17 protein-coding genes are annotated in these 18,435 nt (G+C 38.7%); 5 read left to right on the top strand and 12 right to left on the bottom strand.

Annotation, left to right across the window (positions count from 1 at the left end):
• Positions 1-3: 3 nt before the first annotated feature.
• From BUA96_RS09085 to BUA96_RS09050, 8 genes are all read right to left on the bottom strand, one after another.
• The gene (locus BUA96_RS09085) at positions 4-813 is read right to left on the bottom strand and encodes a DUF4249 family protein (protein ID WP_072982420.1); all 810 of its coding nucleotides are present in this window, start codon (positions 811-813) and stop codon (positions 4-6) included.
• Positions 813-3,137, bottom strand: a complete 2,325-nt coding sequence (locus tag BUA96_RS09080) for a TonB-dependent receptor (protein ID WP_072982869.1) — start codon at positions 3,135-3,137, stop codon at positions 813-815. Before BUA96_RS09080 ends, BUA96_RS09085 begins: the two co-directional genes overlap by 1 nt.
• A gap of 144 nt (positions 3,138-3,281) precedes the next feature.
• Positions 3,282-5,507, bottom strand: coding sequence for an NADP-dependent isocitrate dehydrogenase (locus tag BUA96_RS09075; RefSeq protein WP_072982418.1), 2,226 nt, complete (start codon positions 5,505-5,507; stop codon positions 3,282-3,284).
• A gap of 605 nt (positions 5,508-6,112) precedes the next feature.
• Positions 6,113-6,463 carry a 50S ribosomal protein L19 gene (gene rplS, locus BUA96_RS09070; protein WP_009779972.1) on the bottom strand — a complete coding sequence of 117 codons (351 nt, stop codon included), beginning with the start codon at positions 6,461-6,463 and terminating at the stop codon, positions 6,113-6,115.
• Between the two features lie 135 nt (positions 6,464-6,598).
• Positions 6,599-7,276 carry a tRNA (guanosine(37)-N1)-methyltransferase TrmD gene (gene trmD / locus BUA96_RS09065; RefSeq protein WP_072982417.1) on the bottom strand — a complete coding sequence of 226 codons (678 nt, stop codon included), beginning with the start codon at positions 7,274-7,276 and terminating at the stop codon, positions 6,599-6,601.
• An 11-nt stretch (positions 7,277-7,287) separates the two neighbouring features.
• Positions 7,288-7,902 carry a hypothetical protein gene (locus BUA96_RS09060; protein ID WP_072982416.1) on the bottom strand — a complete coding sequence of 205 codons (615 nt, stop codon included), beginning with the start codon at positions 7,900-7,902 and terminating at the stop codon, positions 7,288-7,290.
• A gap of 156 nt (positions 7,903-8,058) precedes the next feature.
• Positions 8,059-9,507, bottom strand: coding sequence for a glyceraldehyde-3-phosphate dehydrogenase (locus BUA96_RS09055; protein WP_072982414.1), 1,449 nt, complete (start codon positions 9,505-9,507; stop codon positions 8,059-8,061).
• A 201-nt stretch (positions 9,508-9,708) separates the two neighbouring features.
• Positions 9,709-11,106 carry a Do family serine endopeptidase gene (locus BUA96_RS09050; RefSeq protein WP_072982412.1) on the bottom strand — a complete coding sequence of 466 codons (1,398 nt, stop codon included), beginning with the start codon at positions 11,104-11,106 and terminating at the stop codon, positions 9,709-9,711.
• A 133-nt stretch (positions 11,107-11,239) separates the two neighbouring features.
• Here BUA96_RS09050 and dapF point away from each other — a divergent pair, with 133 nt between their 5' ends.
• The 4 genes from dapF to BUA96_RS09030 all read left to right on the top strand — a co-directional run bounded on the left by dapF (position 11,240) and on the right by BUA96_RS09030 (position 14,471).
• Entirely contained in the window at positions 11,240-12,016 is a 777-nt protein-coding gene (dapF, locus tag BUA96_RS09045; RefSeq protein WP_072982410.1) for a diaminopimelate epimerase, read from the top strand.
• The gene (locus tag BUA96_RS09040) at positions 12,004-12,546 is read left to right on the top strand and encodes a GNAT family N-acetyltransferase (protein WP_072982409.1); all 543 of its coding nucleotides are present in this window, start codon (positions 12,004-12,006) and stop codon (positions 12,544-12,546) included. Before dapF ends, BUA96_RS09040 begins: the two co-directional genes overlap by 13 nt.
• Positions 12,536-13,579 carry an endolytic transglycosylase MltG gene (gene mltG / locus BUA96_RS09035; protein ID WP_072982407.1) on the top strand — a complete coding sequence of 348 codons (1,044 nt, stop codon included), beginning with the start codon at positions 12,536-12,538 and terminating at the stop codon, positions 13,577-13,579. Before BUA96_RS09040 ends, mltG begins: the two co-directional genes overlap by 11 nt.
• A gap of 232 nt (positions 13,580-13,811) precedes the next feature.
• Positions 13,812-14,471, top strand: coding sequence for a peptidoglycan-binding protein LysM (locus tag BUA96_RS09030; protein WP_072982405.1), 660 nt, complete (start codon positions 13,812-13,814; stop codon positions 14,469-14,471).
• Positions 14,472-14,519: 48 nt separating this feature from the next.
• Here the strand turns inward: BUA96_RS09030 and BUA96_RS09025 are convergent, their stop codons facing one another.
• The 3 genes from BUA96_RS09025 to dnaA all read right to left on the bottom strand — a co-directional run bounded on the left by BUA96_RS09025 (position 14,520) and on the right by dnaA (position 17,213).
• Positions 14,520-15,239 carry an SAM-dependent methyltransferase gene (locus BUA96_RS09025; protein WP_072982403.1) on the bottom strand — a complete coding sequence of 240 codons (720 nt, stop codon included), beginning with the start codon at positions 15,237-15,239 and terminating at the stop codon, positions 14,520-14,522.
• A 17-nt stretch (positions 15,240-15,256) separates the two neighbouring features.
• A complete protein-coding gene (locus BUA96_RS09020) occupies positions 15,257-15,712 on the bottom strand; it encodes a low molecular weight protein-tyrosine-phosphatase (protein WP_072982402.1) in 456 nt (151 codons plus the stop codon).
• Between the two features lie 70 nt (positions 15,713-15,782).
• Positions 15,783-17,213: a chromosomal replication initiator protein DnaA gene (dnaA, locus tag BUA96_RS09015; protein WP_072982400.1), complete on the bottom strand. Its 1,431-nt coding sequence runs from the start codon at positions 17,211-17,213 to the stop codon at positions 15,783-15,785.
• 200 nt (positions 17,214-17,413) lie between these two features.
• Here dnaA and BUA96_RS09010 point away from each other — a divergent pair, with 200 nt between their 5' ends.
• Entirely contained in the window at positions 17,414-17,827 is a 414-nt protein-coding gene (locus tag BUA96_RS09010; protein WP_072982398.1) for an acyl-CoA thioesterase, read from the top strand.
• Here the strand turns inward: BUA96_RS09010 and BUA96_RS09005 are convergent.
• Positions 17,817-18,434 (bottom strand): IMPACT family protein, encoded by a 618-nt coding sequence (locus BUA96_RS09005; RefSeq protein WP_072982397.1) that lies wholly within the window; start codon positions 18,432-18,434, stop codon positions 17,817-17,819. The genes BUA96_RS09010 and BUA96_RS09005 overlap by 11 nt on opposite strands.
• Position 18,435: the final 1 nt, after the last annotated feature.

Here is an 18,435-nt window from a genome sequence, read left to right as displayed (position 1 = left end):
ACATTATTCAATGATTATCGAAGCAGTATAGACTTGGCTTATCGAAAAATAACCGATGGGATAATGCGCATCATTTGTTTCGTTGACAATATTGCCGCGAATGACCGAAGGAGCCGGAACAAAGGGATTTCCTGAAGCCTGGCCTGATTGATTTATAGTCACAGTCATAAAATCTGAGAAGGCTTTGTTGACGCCTAGCAATTCTATATTCAGCGTGTCGTTTGGCTTCAAATCTTCATAGAAAAAAGAAAATGAAAACTGCTGATTTTGATAAAATGTATCTTCGCTGGTAAGATATTGGCCTTTATCAAGATCAAAAAGATAGTAGTTGGTTTGATTAGGGGCATCGGTATAGGTGATGATCACTTCGGTCTCATCACCTGCAAAAAGACTTCCGTCGCCTTGTTCAACTTGATCTATTGGCACAGCGTTTACAAATTGAGTAGTGGCGCTGTAAAACTCTTCTTCATATTCAATAGCTAAGGAAACAGGCCCTTGCGTTAACTCTTCTCGCGGAAGAACAGTGCTGTAAAATCCGTTTTCTTCTGCTTGCAATGTATAAGTTTGATTGCTGGTTGTTAAGCTGACCAAAGCATCATTTACTTTAGGAATGCTGTCGGCATAGTAATCTGTGGTTTTAGAAAGTTTTAGATAGGCTTCTACAATAAATGTATCAGTATCCGGTATGCGCATAACGGCGTCAATTACCAGCCGCTCTTGGGTGGGCGGAAGATCTACCTCAATGGTGTCTTGACAACTTACTAGAAGAGTCATCAAGAGCAAAACGATATAGCAATTTTTAAGGCGTTTCATCAAAATTTAAAATTATAGGTTACTGAAGGCAGAATACCGAAAATGGTCGTTCGTACCGCTTCATTAGCGCCGGTATCGTCATTGGTTCTAAACGTGATCGAAGCTGCATTCATACGATTATAAGCATTGTAAATACTAAAAACCCACGAGCCTTTAAACTTCTTGTTTTGATTTTTTGGCGTTAGCGTAGCCGAAAGATCTAGTCGATGATAGGCAGGTAAGCGCTGTTGATTGCGCCCGTCATAATTAGTGATGTTTAGCCCTTGAAATTGCGACTGACTCACCGGAAAATTTGTAGGTTGTCCTGTTTGAAAAATAAAATTTGCATTAAACGTCCATTTTTTATTGGCCTCGTAGCTTAAATATGCGCTAATGTCGTGGGTTTTGTCATACGCTGAAGGATACCAGTTACCGTCGTTGATGCCGGTTTCTTGTGGTGTTCTGCCTGGTGTTTGTTGTTCGCTTCGGGATAACGTATAGGCGAGCCAACCTGTAAATTGGCCCTTGTTCTTTTTAGCCAAAAACTCGAGACCATAAGCGCGTCCTTTTCCTGCCAGTACTTCGGTTTCTATGTTTTCATTGGCGATGAGCTGTGCGCCGTTGCGATAATCCAGTCTGTTTTGTACATCCTTATAGAATACTTCAGTTTCTATTGAAAACTCGTTATTTTTTATTTTTCTGAAATATCCCAAAGCATATTGATCTAAAATTTGTGGTTTTAAATACGGGCCGCTGGGTGCATAAACATCTAATGGAGTAGGAGCATTGGTATTTGATATAAGGTGTAAGTACTGCGCCATTCTGTTATAGCTCGCTTTTACAGAACTGTTATCATTCAGTAAATAGGACAAGGATGCTCTGGGCTCAATATTGGTAAAATCAGCTAATCGACCGGTATTAGACTGAATTTCTACAGGTTCAGCAGGCTGGTAAATACTAAGTGAAGCATTATAAGTAAGCGGTTGATCGTTTTGATAGACTGCGAAAGAATCTTGTCCCAAACGGGTAAAATGACTCAATCGGGCGCCGTATTTTACGATCAATTTATCGCTGAGATCTTGTTCAGCTTCGATATAAGCCGAAAATTCATTAGCATATTTATGCGTCAGCTGCGATGGAATGATTCCGCTGTCTGGGCGGTTTGGCGTGATCGTCGCAGGGTTAAAACGGTAATAGATGTTGTTGACACCATAGCTAAGCTTGATTTCGCTATTTAAATAATGCTGAAAATCGTACTTTAAGTTAAAATTACGAATGCCCGAATCGTACTGAAAGCCCACGAAATCCAGTAATAAACCGTAGTAATAATCAGAGTAAATCAAAGAAAGATTAGAAAAAATCTTGTCTGAGAAAATATGATTCCATCTTAGGTTAAGGGTGGAGTTTCCGTAGGTGTTGACAAAACTTTCGCTTACGCCAAAAAGATCACGACCAAAATAGCCGGAAAGAAAAAGACTGTTCTTTTCGTCGAGATTGTAATTGAGTTTTGCGTTTAGATCGTAAAAATAGGCTTTGTTATCTATGTCAAATAACGGAAGAAAAAGATGGGCGTAAGAAGCTCTTCCACCAATAAGAAAAGCTGATTTATTCTTTACAATGGGACCTTCTACAAGCAATCTGCTGGCTACTGCGCCGATACCGCCATTTGCATGAAATTCTTTGCTATTACCTTCTTTCTGATAAATATCAAGCACCGAAGACACCCGCCCGCCATACCGCGCGGGGATTCCTCCTTTATAGAGTTTGAGATCTTTTATCGCATCTGGGTTAAAGACAGAGAAAAACCCAAAGAGATGCGAAGAATTAAATATGATGGCTTCATCAAGAAGGATCAGGTTTTGGTCAACAGCTCCACCGCGTACATTAAAGCCGGAAGCGCCTTCGCCGGCGCTTGTGACTCCGGGAAGAAGCAAAATTGATTTGATTACATCTGCCTCGCCCAGAACTACAGGAATCTGTTTTATAGTTTGAGCAGTTAGCGTATTCACACTCATTTGCGGCTTTCTAATGCTCAATTGTTCTACATCCTCTTCAATAACCACTTCGTCTAAAGTCTCAGTACTCGCATTAAGCGAAAAATTTAGTTTTTGATTGGCGTCAAGTACCAAGGGTTGCGAAATGCTTTCAAATCCTAAAAAGCTAATTTGAAGTGCGTATGTTCCTTCGGGCAGAGTAATGGAGTAGAAGCCGTATTCATTAGTAACAGCGCCTTTATTGAGTTCGGGGATGATGACATTAACTCCAATTAGGGTCTCGTTAGATTCTGCAGATGTTATGACACCGCTGAGCGTATGATTTTTTTGTCCTGAAACCAGATGGCACATCAAGAGGAAGAAAACCAAAAAGTATGTTTTTCTCAAGCTTTTTTTCTCAAAAATAAGAGACTTAGTGCATTGAAGCACAACTTTATGAAAATAAAAATGGGTTACCGTCAAGTAACCCATTTTAAATTCTAAATATTAAAAACGCTAAGAGTTGATGATTGCGTTTAGCGTTGCACTAGGTCGCATTGCAGATGAAGATTTGTCTTCATCCGGGAAATAATACCCACCAAGTTCTACCTCAGATCCTTGTGCATCTAATAATTCTTGAAGTATTTTTTCTTCATTGGTTTCCATTTCGCTAGAAATTTCAGCAAAGTGTACTTGCAATTCTTTATCCTTATCCTGCGCAGCTAAAGCTTGAGCCCAATAAAGTGCCAAATAAAAATGACTTCCGCGGTTGTCTAATTCGTTTACCGCACGAGAAGGTGATTTCTTATTGTCCAAAAATTTAATGGTTGCTTCATCTAAAGTTTCCGCTAATACTAAAGCTTTAGGATTATCGTTGGTAGTACCCTCGTGTTCGAGAGAAACCGCCAAGGCTAAAAATTCACCTAAAGAGTCCCAACGTAAATGACCTTCTTCTACAAATTGCTGTACGTGCTTAGGAGCAGAACCTCCTGCACCGGTTTCAAATAAACCACCACCATTCATTAATGGAACAATTGAAAGCATTTTTGCACTCGTACCAACTTCAAGGATAGGGAAGAGGTCTGTGTTGTAGTCACGCAATACGTTTCCGGTAACTGAGATCGTATCTTTGCCTTCTTTCATACGTTTTAAGCTGAAGCGCGTTGCTTCAACAGGTGACATAATCTGAATGTCTAAACCTGCAGTATCGTGGTCTTTAAGATAAACATTTACTTTTTTGATCAACTCTGCATCGTGCGCACGATTTTTATCTAACCAAAAGATCGCAGGAACACCCGTAGCTTTAGCGCGATTAACCGCTAATTTTACCCAGTCTTGTACCGGAGCATCTTTCGTTTGGCACATTCTCCAGATATCACCTTCCTCAACGCTATGCTCAATAAGAACTTTGCCCGAAGCATCAATTACCTGAACTTTTCCGGCAGTAGCAATCTCAAAAGTTTTGTCGTGAGAACCATATTCTTCAGCTTTCTGAGCCATAAGCCCTACGTTAGGAACCGTACCCATAGTAGTCGGATCAAAAGCACCGTGTTCTTTACAGAAATCGATTGTTTCTTGATAAATACCAGCATAGCTGCTGTCTGGAATAACTGCCTTAGTATCCTGAGATTTACCTTCAGCATTCCACATCTGACCGCTATTTCTAATCATTGCCGGCATAGAAGCATCAATGATCACGTCACTAGGTACGTGTAGGTTGGTAATCCCTTTATCAGAATTTACCATAGCAAGATCAGCACGTGTTTCAAGAGTGTCTAAAATCGCTTTTTCAACTTCGTTTTTCTTCGCTTCCGGCAGTTTATTGATGTCATTTAATAAATCTCCAAGACCGTTTCTAGTGTCTACACCTATTGATTTTAAATCCTCACCGTACTTCTCAAAAACCTCTTTGAAATATACTTTCACTGCGTGACCAAAAATGATAGGATCAGAGACCTTCATCATTGTCGCTTTCATGTGAATAGAGAATAGAATCCCCTGTGCTTTAGCGTCTTCGATCTGCTCGCTTAAAAATTTAAGTAAAGCCGCTTTGCTCATTAAGGTAGCATCAATAATCTCACCTTCTTTAAGAACTAATTTTTCTTTTAATGTTTTCTTGGTTCCGTTGTTGTCAACGTGTATTATGTCAACCGAAGTAGCTTCTGGTAAAGTAACAGACTTTTCGTTTGATCTAAAATCTCCGCTAGCCATTGTCGCAACGTGCGATTTGCTGTCTTTAGACCAAGCTCCCATACTGTGCGGATTCTTACGTGCGTATTCCTTAACTGGTTTTGGAGCACGTCTATCTGAATTACCTTCACGCAAAACAGGGTTTACAGCACTACCTAAAACCTTAGCATAACGTTGTTTTATTGCCTTTTCTTCGTCGGTTTTTGCTTCTTCTGGGTAATTAGGAACTGCAAAACCTTTTGCTTGCAATTCTTTGATCACAGCGGTAAGCTGTGGTACTGATGCACTAATGTTAGGAAGTTTAATAATGTTTGCTTCCGGACTTTTAGCTAATTCTCCTAGTTCAGCCAAGGCGTCGCTCACTTTCTGATCTTCTTTAAGAAAGTCAGAGAAGTTTGCGAGTAAACGCGCAGCTAAAGAGATGTCTTTTACTTCAAATTCTATATTTGCCGGTTTAGCAAACTTGCTTATAATAGGAAGAAAAGAGTGCGTAGCTAACGCCGGAGCTTCATCAGTTTTGGTGTAAGCTATTTTAGATGTTTTGGTTGACATAAAAATGAGTTCGTTTAATAAGTCTTGATTTTAATTCTGTCATTAAAAAAGGGGTAAATTCTTTTAATAAAAATAATTTCAAGAATAATTTAGTGGATTGCAAATATAGAATTTTCGGGTAGATTTTAACACTTAAATTCTTCTTAAAGCCTGTGAAATTGGGAGTAAGCTTCATTTTGAAGAATATTTCTAAATAATCTAATAAAAAAGCTCTGTTGTGATATTGGCTATCGCAACAGAGCTTCTAATGTGTTGATTTTTTACCGGTGAACCCTTGAAGTTCCAAAGGCAAGAATATTAGTACTTGCACCGTAAATCAAAACATAGAGATTACAGTCTTTTGTAATCCCGCCCAATACCTTTACTTGTTTAAAAACTACTGCTATACAGTGGTAATGATATTGGAAACAAAGTGAATATTTAAATTCACTTTTAAACGTTTGACTATTTCAAATATAGTAAATATTCTATATCGTTATCGTAAAATATGGAATTTTTATTATTAACCGTTGATTAACAGGGGTTATCAACAATTGTTGATGGTATACGTAGCAAAAAAAATGCTCTCAATTGAGAGCATTTTTACTATATCTTGAAAGATCAAATTATTTTCTAACTTCTTTAATTCTAGCTTTCTTACCAGTAAGACCTCTAAAGTAGTAGATACGAGATCTGCGCACTTTACCTCTCTTATTGATTTCAATTTTTTGAAGTGCAGGCATATTGATTGGGAAAATACGCTCAACACCTACAGTACCAGACATTTTTCTGATAGTAAAAGTTCTAGTTACTCCAGTACCGCGTACTTGGATTACAACACCTCTAAAGAACTGAGTACGTACTTTTTCACCTTCACGAATTTCATAGTAAACAGTGATTGTATCACCAGCACTAAATTCTGGGAATTCTTTTTTCTCTACAAATTCGTTTTGTACAAAACTGATTAAATCTTCCATTTTTAAGATTTTTTAAAATTGAATAAAAGCAACATTCACGTATCTCGCCAGAGGTTGGTTCTATGAGCGTGCAAATTTACTATAAAAAATAGATTAGACAATTCTCTAAACTATTTTTTTTGAAGAATTTATCCGTTACTCATTGAGAAGGTCAGGACGGCGATTTTTTGTGTGTTTATAGGCCTGCTCTTCACGCCAAGCCTCAATTTTAGGAGTGTTTCCTGAAGTGAGAATTTCGGGGACTTTCCAGCCTTTATAGTCAGCTGGTCGAGTATACACCGGTGGAGCCAGCAAATCATCCTGAAAAGAATCAGTTAACGCCGAAGTTTCATTACCCAAAACCCCGGGAATTAATCTAATTACCGCATCACACAAAATTAAGGCTCCCAATTCGCCACCACTCAAAACATAATCTCCGATAGAAATCTCTCGAGTTATGAATTGATCGCGTACACGCTGGTCAACACCTTTATAATGACCACAAAGGATAATGATATTTTTCTGTAACGAAATGGTATTTGCAATTCCCTGATTAAGCGTTTCTCCATCAGGGGTCATATAAATGACTTCGTCATAATCACGTGCTGCTTTTAGCTCACTTATGCACTTGTCAATAGGTTCAATCATCATAACCATTCCGGCTCCTCCACCATATTGATAGTCATCAACCTGTTTATAAGCGTTGGTAGTGTAGTCTCTAAGATTATGAAAATGTACTTCAACAAGACCTTTAGCGATCGACCGTTGCATTATAGAAGCCTCAAACGGACTCTTTAAAAGCTCTGGGACAACCGTAATTATATCAATGCGCATAAAAAACTGCGTTATTTTTTGTTGTTCTTAACCGCTTTGTTGCGCTCGTCCTGTAATAATCGTCCCATTTTTTGTTCTTTCTCCAGAGCTTTTTTACGATACTCTTCGTATTCGTGCTCAGTGTCGGCTAACTTTTGTCTGGCCTCTTGAGTATGGGCGTTACTTCCTTTAAATTTGAAGATAAAGAATACCAGAGCCAGTGCTAAAACAGCAACAATACCCCACATCATTCCCATATAACCTCCTTTACTCATAGGGATTCCTAAAAAAAAGATTGAGTCTTTTTCTTCTCGGGTTTTGTCAAGAGTGCTTTGTGTATCTTCTAGCGATTTATTCAACTCGCTGATCTTTGAATCTTGTGTTTGAATCTCATTCTGAAGATTTACAATCTGGCCTTTTAAATCATTAATACTATCTGCAGCATTACTTTTAAGTTTAGCTAATGCATTTTGCTTCACTACTTTGTATTCTTGATAATTGTTAGAATTTTCAAGTAGATCTTCAAACTGCTGAGAGATTGTATTTACTTTAGGCTCAGCAGGCTGCTCAGTAGTTTGTTTTTCTTGAGCAGAGACTGCTGTAATTACAAAAAATAGGAGTAAAAAGTTGATTTTTATAGTATTCATTTCAGGCTAGTCATTTTTCTGTTTGTGGGAAAACGGAACGTAATCCTTCTTAGTATATCAAAGGGGCAAAAATAATCAATTCTACGTGTTCTGCTTACTTTAACTTGATAAAAATCAACTTTTTACTTTAGTAATAAACTTCTGAAAAACAGTATTTTAATAATACGTAAACCTTCTTACTTTTGAAATGTACTTGGCAAGCCTAATTACTTGATGACTGTAGCCATATTCATTATCATACCAAATATACAACACCACATTTTCTGAATCTGATGAGACCAATGTGGCCTGACTGTCATAAATAGAAGGAGCAGAAGAGCCCACGATATCACTAGACACAAGTTCGTTATTGATAGAATATTTAATCTGCTCTACTAAATCACCTTCTAACGCATACTTTTTTAAGGTGGCGTTTATCGTTTCAACTGTGGTTTTGTGATTTAACTTGAGGTTTAGAATAGCCAAAGAACCATTGGGAACAGGCACGCGAATCGCATTAGAGGTAAGTTTTCCTTCCAGTTCAGGTAAGGCTTTAGCTACGGCTTTACCGGCTCCTGTTTCGGTGATTACCATATTGAGTGCTGCAGCTCGACCTCTACGGTATTTAGAGTGCATATTATCTACAAGATTCTGATCATTGGTATACGCATGAATGGTTTCTAAATGGCCGGTTACGATCCCAAAACTTTCCTCAATAACTTTTAATACTGGAGTAATCGCATTGGTAGTGCAAGAAGCAGCCGAGACAATTGCCGTTTCATCCGGGTTAACTTGATTATGGTTTACCCCGTGCACAATATTTGGAATTCCTTTTCCGGGAGCGGTGAGCAGTACTTTAGCAACACCTTTTGCGATTAAATGCCTGCTCAATTGCTCTTGATCTCTAAAAGCACCCGTGTTGTCGATAACTAAAGCTTCGTCAATGCCGTATTGTGTATAATCAATTTCTTCAGGCGTGTTGGCTGAAATTAGTCTTACGGTGGTTCCGTTAATAATTAATGCTTCTCTTTCAATGTTTACATCAATAGTTCCTGGGAAATCACCGTGAATACTGTCACTCTTTAATAGCGAAGCTCGTTTTTGTAATACCGCTTCGTTGATGGGACCACGAACGACAATAGCACGAAGTCTTAATTGATTTCCGCTACCGGTGCGCGTCATCAGTTCGCGAGCGACCAAGCGACCAATGCGGCCAAAACCATAAAGCACAACATCTTTGGGCGTAATGGTTTCAGCTGAATGCGCTTCTTTTAATTTATGATGAATGAATGCCGTAGCGTCTGCATACTCATTATCTTCAATGTGATATTCATACGTGAGTTTACCAATGTCGAGTTTAGCCGGAGGGAGGTGCACCTGCTGAATTGCTTTTGCCAGTTCAACACTATCAAAAATTGAAATGGGCTTTTGTACAAATGCTCCGGCGTAGGCGTGTAAATTGAGAATCTCACTTACGTTACGATCAATAAGCTGATTTCTAAAAAGTACGAGTTCAATATTATTATCGTACCACAGATCACTTATGATCTTAATAAATTCAATTGTGGCACGGCGTCTGTCGGCTTGAAAGGCAAGCTCTTTTTCATAAGTTGAAGACGTTGTCATAAAATAAAGTGTGTGTTTAAGTTTTCGGCAAAGATACTTAACTATATCGTTTGCGTAACCTTTAAACGAAGTAAATTCTTCAGTAATGAAGTAATTGAGACTAGAAGGGAATAGATTATTGATTTTGACAACAGTCTATTATTGCCAATAAAAAAGCCTTTCCGAAGAAAGGCTTGAAATCATTGATATATTCAGTATCATTTATTGAAAAATGATCTGTTTTTTCTCTCCTCCTTTACCTACAAAGCTTAAGCTTACCGGTTCGTTTGGATTTTTAGCATTCATAATACGCTTAACATCAGCAACCGATTTTACCGGTTCTTCATCAATTTCTGTAATAACGATGCCGTTAAGTCCATAGCGTTTTAATTTATCATTAGTCGCTTGAGCAATTACCACTCCATTTTTAACACCATATTCTTTTAATAATTCTGAAGAAGCTTCACGCACTTCTAGACCAGGTTTGTCAATTACATACGCTTCATACTTTAGTAAAGTAACTGGTACGGTTATGCTTTCACCATCTCGCGTATATGTAACCTGCACCACATCGTTAGGTCGCTTTGCGCCTAAGTAACCTGAAAGGTCAGAGAATTTGCTCACTTTTACATTATCTATTTGAGTGATGATATCACCTTCTTCAAGACCGGCCTTTTTAGCGCCACTTTCAAATTCTACATCAGCTACATAAACACCTTCAACAGCATCAACGTCAAGCTGACTGGCTATACTTGGATTAAGACTTGTTCCGCTAACACCTAATATCCCACGTTGCACATCACCATATTCTAAAATATCTTCAACGATTTTACGTGCATTATTAGAAGGTACTGCAAATGCATAACCTACATAACTACCGGTTTGCGAAGTAATAGCAGTGTTAATTCCTATAAGTTCCCCATTAATATTGACTAATGCGCCTCCACTGTTACCCGGGTTGATCGCAGCATCTGTTTGTATAAAAGATTGCGGATTAGAATCATACTCGTTAATATCTCTGGCTTTAGCCGAAATAATTCCGGCAGTAACTGTACTTGTTAGGTTAAATGGATTCCCTACTGCAAGTGCCCATTCTCCCAGGCGCACATTATCTGAATCTCCAAAAGGTAAGTAAGGTAAATCTTCATCGGCATCAATTTTTATGAGTGCAATGTCAGCTTGAGGATCTGTACCAATAACTTCGGCTTTAAAAGTTCGGTTATCATTTAAAGAGACATCTAATTCTGTTGCTCCATCGATCACGTGATTATTGGTTACGATATAACCGTCAGCAGAGATGATCACACCACTACCTGCACCTACGAGACCTTTGCGGGTTTCTCCGCCGCCATAAAAGAACTCTTGTAAATTACGCGGCTGTCTTGAAGTTTGCACATTTTTTACGTGTACTACCGCGTGAACCGTACGATCTGCAGCTTCGGTAAAGTCAGCATTTGTACTGCTTATAGGTCGCCCCTCATAAGCTACAGTATTAAAATTAGGACTTGTAGTTAGGTTAGAAACTTCAGTTTTAGACTCATCTTCCAGCAGCTTATATGCTCCCAGAGTAACACCACCACCTACGATGGCAACAAACAATAGGCTTGCAAATTTTTTCATAATACGTTTCTATTTTTTATATAACACTTTAAATACGAGTGACAGTATATTGTGTTGCAGGATTTAACTCGGTCTTAACAAGGTGTAGATTATTCGCTTTATGTATTTTTGCGAAGCTTTTAAAAAACCAGCTATGTCTATACCTTTTTATAAATACCAAGGCACCGGCAACGATTTTGTAATCATAGATAACCGTCAGAACATATTTTCCAAAAATGATACCAAACTAGTAAAGAAGCTTTGTGACCGTAAATTTGGCATAGGCGCAGACGGCTTGATTTTGCTTGAAAACCACGATACGCTTGATTTCACGATGGTGTATTTTAATGCAGATGGAAATCCTAGCTCTATGTGCGGTAACGGCGGTCGATGCATTGTGGCTTTTGCTAATGAACTTGGTGTGATAAACAATACAACCACTTTTGAAGCGGTAGATGGACTGCACGAGGCGCATATAGAAAACGGACAAGTGCATCTTAAAATGCAAGATGTAGCCGAAATCAAGGAATTTGATACACATTTGTTTTTAAATACCGGGAGTCCGCATCACGTGCAATGGGTCTCTCAAATTGAAGACTTTGACGTTAAAACGGAAGGTGCAACGTTGCGGTATAGTGAGCTTTACGGCAAAGCCGGAAGTAATATTAATTTTGTTGAAGCGACTACCGATGGATTTCGCTTGCGCACATATGAGCGTGGAGTAGAGGATGAGACGTTGAGCTGCGGTACGGGAGCAACTGCTGTTGCTTTGGCAATACATAAGCAAGGTAAAGTAAATCAAACAAGCGTACCTCTTCAGGTTGAAGGTGGTAAGTTGACCATAAGTTTTGAGCCGGAAGGTGAAGGATATAAAAACATCTTTCTCATTGGTCCTGCGCAAAAGGTATTTCAAGGAGTATGGACGGACTAACCCTAAAAGGAGAACTTGTTTATTTAAGGGCATTAGAGCCTGAAGATCTCGATCTCATTTTTAAGATTGAAAATGATGAGGATCTTTGGGAGTTGAGTACCACGCTAACTCCGTTTTCTAAGTTTTTACTTAAGCATTATCTAAAAAACGCACATAAAGATATTTATGAAGCTAAGCAGTTGCGATTGGTAGTCTGTAAAGCCGCAAATGATGAAGCTTTGGGAATGATAGACCTTTTTGATTTTGATCCCAGAAATCATCGAGCCGGATTGGGGATCTTGATTTTTAGTAAGGTTGAACGCGGAAGAGGTTATGGTGCAGAAGCGCTTAAACTTATTACCAAGTATGCTTTTAAACGTTTAGAGCTGCATCAATTGTACGCTAATATTTTAGAAGAAAATGCCCCCAGTATTAAGCTTTTTGAGAAACAAGGGTTTGAACGTGTGGGTCTAAAAAAAGATTGGACGCGCGTGGGCGGAAGCTTTAAAAATGAATATTTATATCAATTAATACATAACGATGTACATTAAAAAAATTATTGCCGCTACCGCAGTGATCGGGATGATCGTAGGCGGCATCTTTGCTTATACCATTTACGGTAAGTTTTTTTCACCAAATACTGCATTCAATAATGAAGAGGCGCACCTCTACGTAAAAACTGATGCTACTTATAGTGATGTACGAGCAGATTTAGAGCCTTTAATAGACGATATCGAGTCTTTTGATCAAGTTGCTGAGCGCAAAGGATATGTGTCGAATATCAAACCTGGGCATTTTATAATTGAGAAGGGAAGCAATAATAACGAAATCGTCAATGCTATTCGTAGCGGTAATATTCCAGTTAAGATTTCTTTCAATAATCAAGAGCGTTTAGAAAATCTAGCAGGGCGCATAAGTCAGCAGATTGAAGCAGACAGTACAGCACTTCTTGAAGCTTTCACAGATGCTGAATTTTTAAAGGCCAATGGTTTTTCAGAAGAAACAGCCTTGACTATGTATTTACCCAATACCTATGAATTGTATTGGAATACAACCGCCGAAGAATACCGTAAGCGTATGTTGACTGAATATGATAGATTTTGGACAGATGCGCGCAAAGCGAAAGCTGAAGCGCAAGGCTTAACACCTAAGGAAGTTTATGTTTTAGCGTCTATTGTACAAAAAGAAACAGCTAAAAATGATGAGCGTCCCCGCGTTGCCGGTGTCTATTTAAACAGACTTCACAACGGCTGGAAACTTGATGCAGATCCCAGCGTTATCTATGCTGTTAAAAAACAACAAGGAGATTTTGATCAAGTTATTAAACGTGTTTTATATAAAGATCTGGAAACAGATTCCCCATACAACACCTATAAATATGGCGGTTTGCCACCGGGTCCGATCTTTATGCCTGACCTTTCGGCGATCAATGCCGTGTTAAATCCTGAATCGCATCAATACTATTTCTTTGTCGCAGACGTTTCTAATCCCGGCTATCATCTTTTTGCAAAGACTGTAGCTCAGCATAATGCAAACAGGAAGCAGTATATAGACTGGATCAATAAGCAAGGGATAAACCGGTAATTTAACAAATGTTAAATGTTTACATAATCTTCAAAAAGCAGATTTGTAAATGTTAAAATCGGTAATAAAATGTAGCAATCGCTTGAGAATAGCGCGTATTTTGCGAGTTTTATTGACTTTGGGAAAAGCTTAACCAATTCATTATCAATCGCTTGAATTCTTATCGTATATTTGCGCGGTAATATAGGCAGGTATTTCAGTAGCGCGTTACTACCGGTCTGAAAATTATTTTATGACGAAAAACATCGTAAAACTAGCGGCGCTTCCTTCTGTATTCGGGCTTGTGGCATTAAGTATGTCAGTAAAAGATGCAGATAAGCCACGCGAAAATTCTACAGAAGGTTTAGAGTTATTTTATACTGTTCCACAATTTGACGAAGCTGATGCTTCGGTCTTGGACAACACTTCAAATTTAAATCTGGCAACTACCGGTAAATCGTTTACCGGATTTAAAGAAGCCTTAGGATTTAAAGAATCTCAAAACGATTACAAGCGTATTAATCAATTGGGTTATCTAGGAAAATATCAATTTGGTAGAAGTACCTTATTGCTTTTGGGGATAACCGATACTGATGAGTTTTTAAATAATCCGGTGTGGCAGGAGAAGGCTTTTGTAGCCAATGCTTCTCGCAATAAGTGGGTTTTAAGAAAAGACATCAAACGCTTCAATGGAAAGATGATCAACGGCGTAAAAGTTACCGAATCCGGTATTCTTGCTGCGGCTCATTTAGCCGGTCCCGGTAGTGTAAAGAGCTATTTGCGCTCAGGTGGAGTGGAAGGTTTTAGAGATGCCTTTGGAACTTCAATACGCAGTTATATGAAGAAATTTGGTGGATATGATGTTTCATTCATTGAACCCAACCGAACTGCAAAAGTTAAGCTAAATAGTTAGAAAATCGATTCAAAATAAAAATCAAAAAGCGACCAAACGGTCGCTTTTTTAATGTTGTATTATAAATAGCGCCGGGCGCTTATGTAAATCAGGTTTATTTGATTTCCATACCGATATGGGTTTGGTCACTATAAATTCGGTAGAAAGTGTAATATCGCAAGCAATACATAATCTAGTGTTCCTGTTAAGCGTATTGCACAATTCATCAAGCATTTTGTTGTTGCGGTACGGGGTTTCAATAAAAAGCTGTGCCTGATTATAATCCTTAGAAAGGCGTTCTAAACGTTTGAGTTCGTTGCGTTTTTCTTTTTGGTCAATGGGTAAATATCCGGTGAAGGCAAAATTTTGACCATTCATACCGCTGCTCATCATAGCCATTAATATCGAAGAGGGCCCCACCAGCGGAACCACTTGAATACCTTTTTCGTGAGCAATACGAACCACTTCTGCACCGGGATCTGCGACACCCGGGACTCCTGCTTCAGACATCAACCCCATAGAAGTACCCGACAGGCAGGCATCCAGAAAATTTGGGATTTCTGTAGGATCAGTATGTTTATTTAATGCGTGAAGCTTTAGCAAAGGTTGCGGCTTCTTGGGGCAAATTTGCTTAATAAAACGTCTTGCTGTTTTTTCATTTTCTACGACGTACTGGTCAATCGTTTCTATGATGTTCTGTATCATTCCCGGCATAACCTCTAAAGGCGGCGTGTCCCCTAAAGTCACCGGAATGAGATAGAGTTTTCCAAATTCAGATTTAATATGCATAGTAGTGGGAGTAAAATTTAGCTAAGACGTTCGGCAATCTTAGTGGTGGCTTCGTCAAGCATTTCATAAACACGGTCAAACCCGCGCTGACTGTCATTATAAGGATCAGGAACATCAACACGTTCTCCCGGAAAAATTTCATCTAAAATCAGCTGCACTTTAGCTTTATCTTCTTCCTTAGGCGCCTGCGCTACCACATCCTCATAATTGTAATTATCCATTACAAAAATGTAATCATAGCGCTCAAAAAAAGCTGGTTTAAATTGCATCCCGCGTTGATCTGTGATGTCTAAACCATTCTTTTGAGCAACGGCAATGCTTCTAGAGTCCGGTAGATTTCCTACGTGCCAATGTCCCGTACCGGCAGAATCTACCTGAAATTTTTCAGCATCTAACTTTGATTTGAGTAATCCTTCGGCAAGTGGTGATCTGCAAATATTCCCCAGGCAAACCATTAAAATGTGCGTTTTCATACTGTAATAGTTAAGAGATTTTCGACTTCTTTAATACTGTTCAGCAGCTTTAGGGAAGCAATAAAAAGCTTTACATCGTAAGCTTTTTATTGAGGTCTTCAACATATTTCCTGAACTGTTTGTCAGTAGCAGAAAGATTGTCAACGGTCTTGCAGGCGTGAAGTACGGTCGCGTGATCGCGTTTACCTATTTGCGAGCCAATACTTGCCAGAGAAGCTTTGGTAAGTTTTTTAGCAAAGAACATAGCCAGCTGACGCGCTTGTACAATATGACGCTTACGGGTTTTAGACTGTAAGGTATCAACATCCATCTGGAAGTAATCGCTCACCACTTTCTGAATGTAATCTATAGAAACTTCGCGTTTAGTATGCTTGACGTAGTTGTCAACAATTTTTTTAGCAAGTTCTAGATTGATCTCTTTTCGGTTGAACGAAGAGTGGGCGATAAGTGAAATAATAGCACCTTCTAGTTCGCGAATGTTTGTCTTGATATTATTAGCCAAAAACTCAACAATATCTTCGGGCATTTCTACACCGTCTTGGTACAGTTTGTTTCTGATGATAGAAACGCGCGTTTCAAAACCTGGCGATTGCAATTCTGCTGAAAGTCCCCACTTAAAGCGAGACAATAAACGCTGCTCAATGTCTTGCATATCAACAGGAGCTTTATCACTGGTCAAAACAACTTGTTTTCCGTTTTGATGCAGGTGGTTGAAGATGTGAAAAAACACATCTTGTGTACCAGCTTTTCCTGAAAGTAACTGAATGTCGTCTACAATTAAAACATCAATCACTTGATAGAAATGTATAAAGTCATTTCTGTTATTCTTTTTAACCGACTCTATATATTGCTGCGTAAATTTTTCTGCGGAAATATAAAGTACTGTTTTGTCTGGATAACGGTCTTTGATCTGAACACCAATAGCGTGAGCCAAATGGGTTTTACCTAATCCAACACCACCAAAAATCAATAAAGGATTAAAGGATGTTCCTCCGGGTTTGTTGGCAACTGCCATCCCTGCCGAACGAGCAAGACGGTTAGAATCTCCTTCTAAAAAGTTGTCAAAATTGTAATTAGGATTGAGCTGCGACTCGATTTCCAGATTGCGAATCCCGGGAATCACAAACGGATTTTTAAGCTCGGGATTCTTATTTTTTAAAGGAGCATCAACTTCCTGCGATTTCATCGTATTGGGACGGTTGGTACTCGGTATTTTTTCGGTAAATGGTTGTTTGTTTCCGTAGGTGTTTTCCATACGGATCACGTAGACCAATTTTGCTTGTTCACCAAGCTCTTTTGTAAGAGAAACTTTAAGCAGTTTTACATAGTGTTCCTCGAGCCATTCATAGAAGAATTTACTGGGTACCTGTATGCTTAATGCGTTATCTGTAAGTTTAACCGCTCGTATAGGTTCAAACCAGGTTTTGTAGGCCTGCGGGGTTATATTGTCCTGAATAAATGAGAGACAATTATCCCATACTGTTTGCGCAGTCATACTCATTCTTGTGGTGAAGTTTTTAGTTATTTTTGGTTTAGGACGACCGAAAAGTGAGAAAATAAAGAGATCTTCGTTTCATTCAGTGCGGGGCAAATATGTGAACAAAAATTGTAATAAAAAAAGAAAATTAGATTGCTTTTTTAGAATTTTTTCCGCATAATCTTTTCCTTCTTGAAAGTATAAATTTATTTGTTAATAACTGTATGAAAACGCATAATAGTTCTGTTAAAGTTAGGTATGGAGAAACCGATCAAATGGGAGTGGTTTACCATGGTAATTACGCTCAATATCTGGAAGTTGCACGTATAGAATGGTTGTCTGATCTAGGGGTTTCTTATAAAAAAATGGAAGAAAATGGCGTGATGCTTCCTGTTTATGATATGCGATATTCTTTTTTAAAGCCTGCTTTTTTTGATGATCTTCTAACGGTTAAAACAACGTTGCGAAAAATACCCCGAGCGAGTATAGTTTTTGACTATGAAATTTATAACCAAAATCAAGAATTATTAACCAGAGCAGAAACAACTTTAGTCTTTGTTGATATGAAAACCAACAGGCCCACGCGTTGTCCACAATATATATTAGATCTACTTTTAGATCAAGATGCTAAAGAATAATTGTTTCGATTCCGAAGACGGCATCAAAACGTTCTTGAATCCGTTCTAAATCATTTTTTCGAACCGAAACAGTTACTGAACAGCTCAGTTCCATTTCTTGATTAGCAATAGTTAGTTGCTCTTCTTTTATGATGCGCATCACGGTATGTAGCAACGCATATTCAAATTTTAACTGAAGTTCTTCAGTAATGGTTTTGACTACAATCTTCGCGGTCTCTAAAGCGAGTTGTGCTGCAGTTTTATACGCTTGAATCAAGCCGCCAACGCCTAGATTGGTTCCACCGTAATAGCGAATCACGGTTACCAGCGTGTTGGTTACTTCAAAAGATTGTAATTGCCCGTAAATGGGCGGTCCGGCAGAATTCCCCGGTTCGCCATCATCATTAGCTCTGTAATGTTCATAATTTTTGCCCAATTGCCAGGCGTAACAAATATGTGATGCTTTGTTGTGTTGTTGATGCAAAGAAGTCAGGATTTCTTCTATTTCTTCCTCAGTGCGTACGGGATGCGCTTGACCTATAAATTTGCTTCCACGGTCTTTAAACAAGGATTCTGCACTTGTTTTGGTGATGGTTTTATAGGTGTCTCTGTGTGATTCTTCCTGCATA

It is taken from the genome of Leeuwenhoekiella palythoae (assembly GCF_900130045.1).
Lineage (GTDB): Bacteria > Bacteroidota > Bacteroidia > Flavobacteriales > Flavobacteriaceae > Leeuwenhoekiella > Leeuwenhoekiella palythoae.
Note: the sequence above shows the minus strand (reverse complement) of the source record. Positions and strands in the feature narration are given on the sequence as shown.

What these genes read in the sequence shown, in the direction of transcription:
- BUA96_RS09085 (WP_072982420.1), bottom strand. Translation starts at nt 813, where the DNA reads ATGAAACGCCTTAAAAATTGCTATATCGTTTTGCTCTTGATGACTCTT.
- BUA96_RS09005 (WP_072982397.1), bottom strand. Translation starts at nt 18,434, where the DNA reads ATGCAGGAAGAATCACACAGAGACACCTATAAAACCATCACCAAAACA.
- BUA96_RS09040 (WP_072982409.1), top strand. Translation starts at nt 12,004, where the DNA reads ATGGACGGACTAACCCTAAAAGGAGAACTTGTTTATTTAAGGGCATTA.
- BUA96_RS09020 (WP_072982402.1), bottom strand. Translation starts at nt 15,712, where the DNA reads ATGAAAACGCACATTTTAATGGTTTGCCTGGGGAATATTTGCAGATCA.
- BUA96_RS09030 (WP_072982405.1), top strand. Translation starts at nt 13,812, where the DNA reads ATGACGAAAAACATCGTAAAACTAGCGGCGCTTCCTTCTGTATTCGGG.
- dapF (WP_072982410.1), top strand. Translation starts at nt 11,240, where the DNA reads ATGTCTATACCTTTTTATAAATACCAAGGCACCGGCAACGATTTTGTA.
- BUA96_RS09080 (WP_072982869.1), bottom strand. Translation starts at nt 3,137, where the DNA reads ATGTGCCATCTGGTTTCAGGACAAAAAAATCATACGCTCAGCGGTGTC.
- BUA96_RS09060 (WP_072982416.1), bottom strand. Translation starts at nt 7,902, where the DNA reads ATGAATACTATAAAAATCAACTTTTTACTCCTATTTTTTGTAATTACA.
- trmD (WP_072982417.1), bottom strand. Translation starts at nt 7,276, where the DNA reads ATGCGCATTGATATAATTACGGTTGTCCCAGAGCTTTTAAAGAGTCCG.
- BUA96_RS09050 (WP_072982412.1), bottom strand. Translation starts at nt 11,106, where the DNA reads ATGAAAAAATTTGCAAGCCTATTGTTTGTTGCCATCGTAGGTGGTGGT.
- BUA96_RS09025 (WP_072982403.1), bottom strand. Translation starts at nt 15,239, where the DNA reads ATGCATATTAAATCTGAATTTGGAAAACTCTATCTCATTCCGGTGACT.
- rplS (WP_009779972.1), bottom strand. Translation starts at nt 6,463, where the DNA reads ATGGAAGATTTAATCAGTTTTGTACAAAACGAATTTGTAGAGAAAAAA.
- BUA96_RS09010 (WP_072982398.1), top strand. Translation starts at nt 17,414, where the DNA reads ATGAAAACGCATAATAGTTCTGTTAAAGTTAGGTATGGAGAAACCGAT.
- dnaA (WP_072982400.1), bottom strand. Translation starts at nt 17,213, where the DNA reads ATGAGTATGACTGCGCAAACAGTATGGGATAATTGTCTCTCATTTATT.
- mltG (WP_072982407.1), top strand. Translation starts at nt 12,536, where the DNA reads ATGTACATTAAAAAAATTATTGCCGCTACCGCAGTGATCGGGATGATC.
- BUA96_RS09055 (WP_072982414.1), bottom strand. Translation starts at nt 9,507, where the DNA reads ATGACAACGTCTTCAACTTATGAAAAAGAGCTTGCCTTTCAAGCCGAC.
- BUA96_RS09075 (WP_072982418.1), bottom strand. Translation starts at nt 5,507, where the DNA reads ATGTCAACCAAAACATCTAAAATAGCTTACACCAAAACTGATGAAGCT.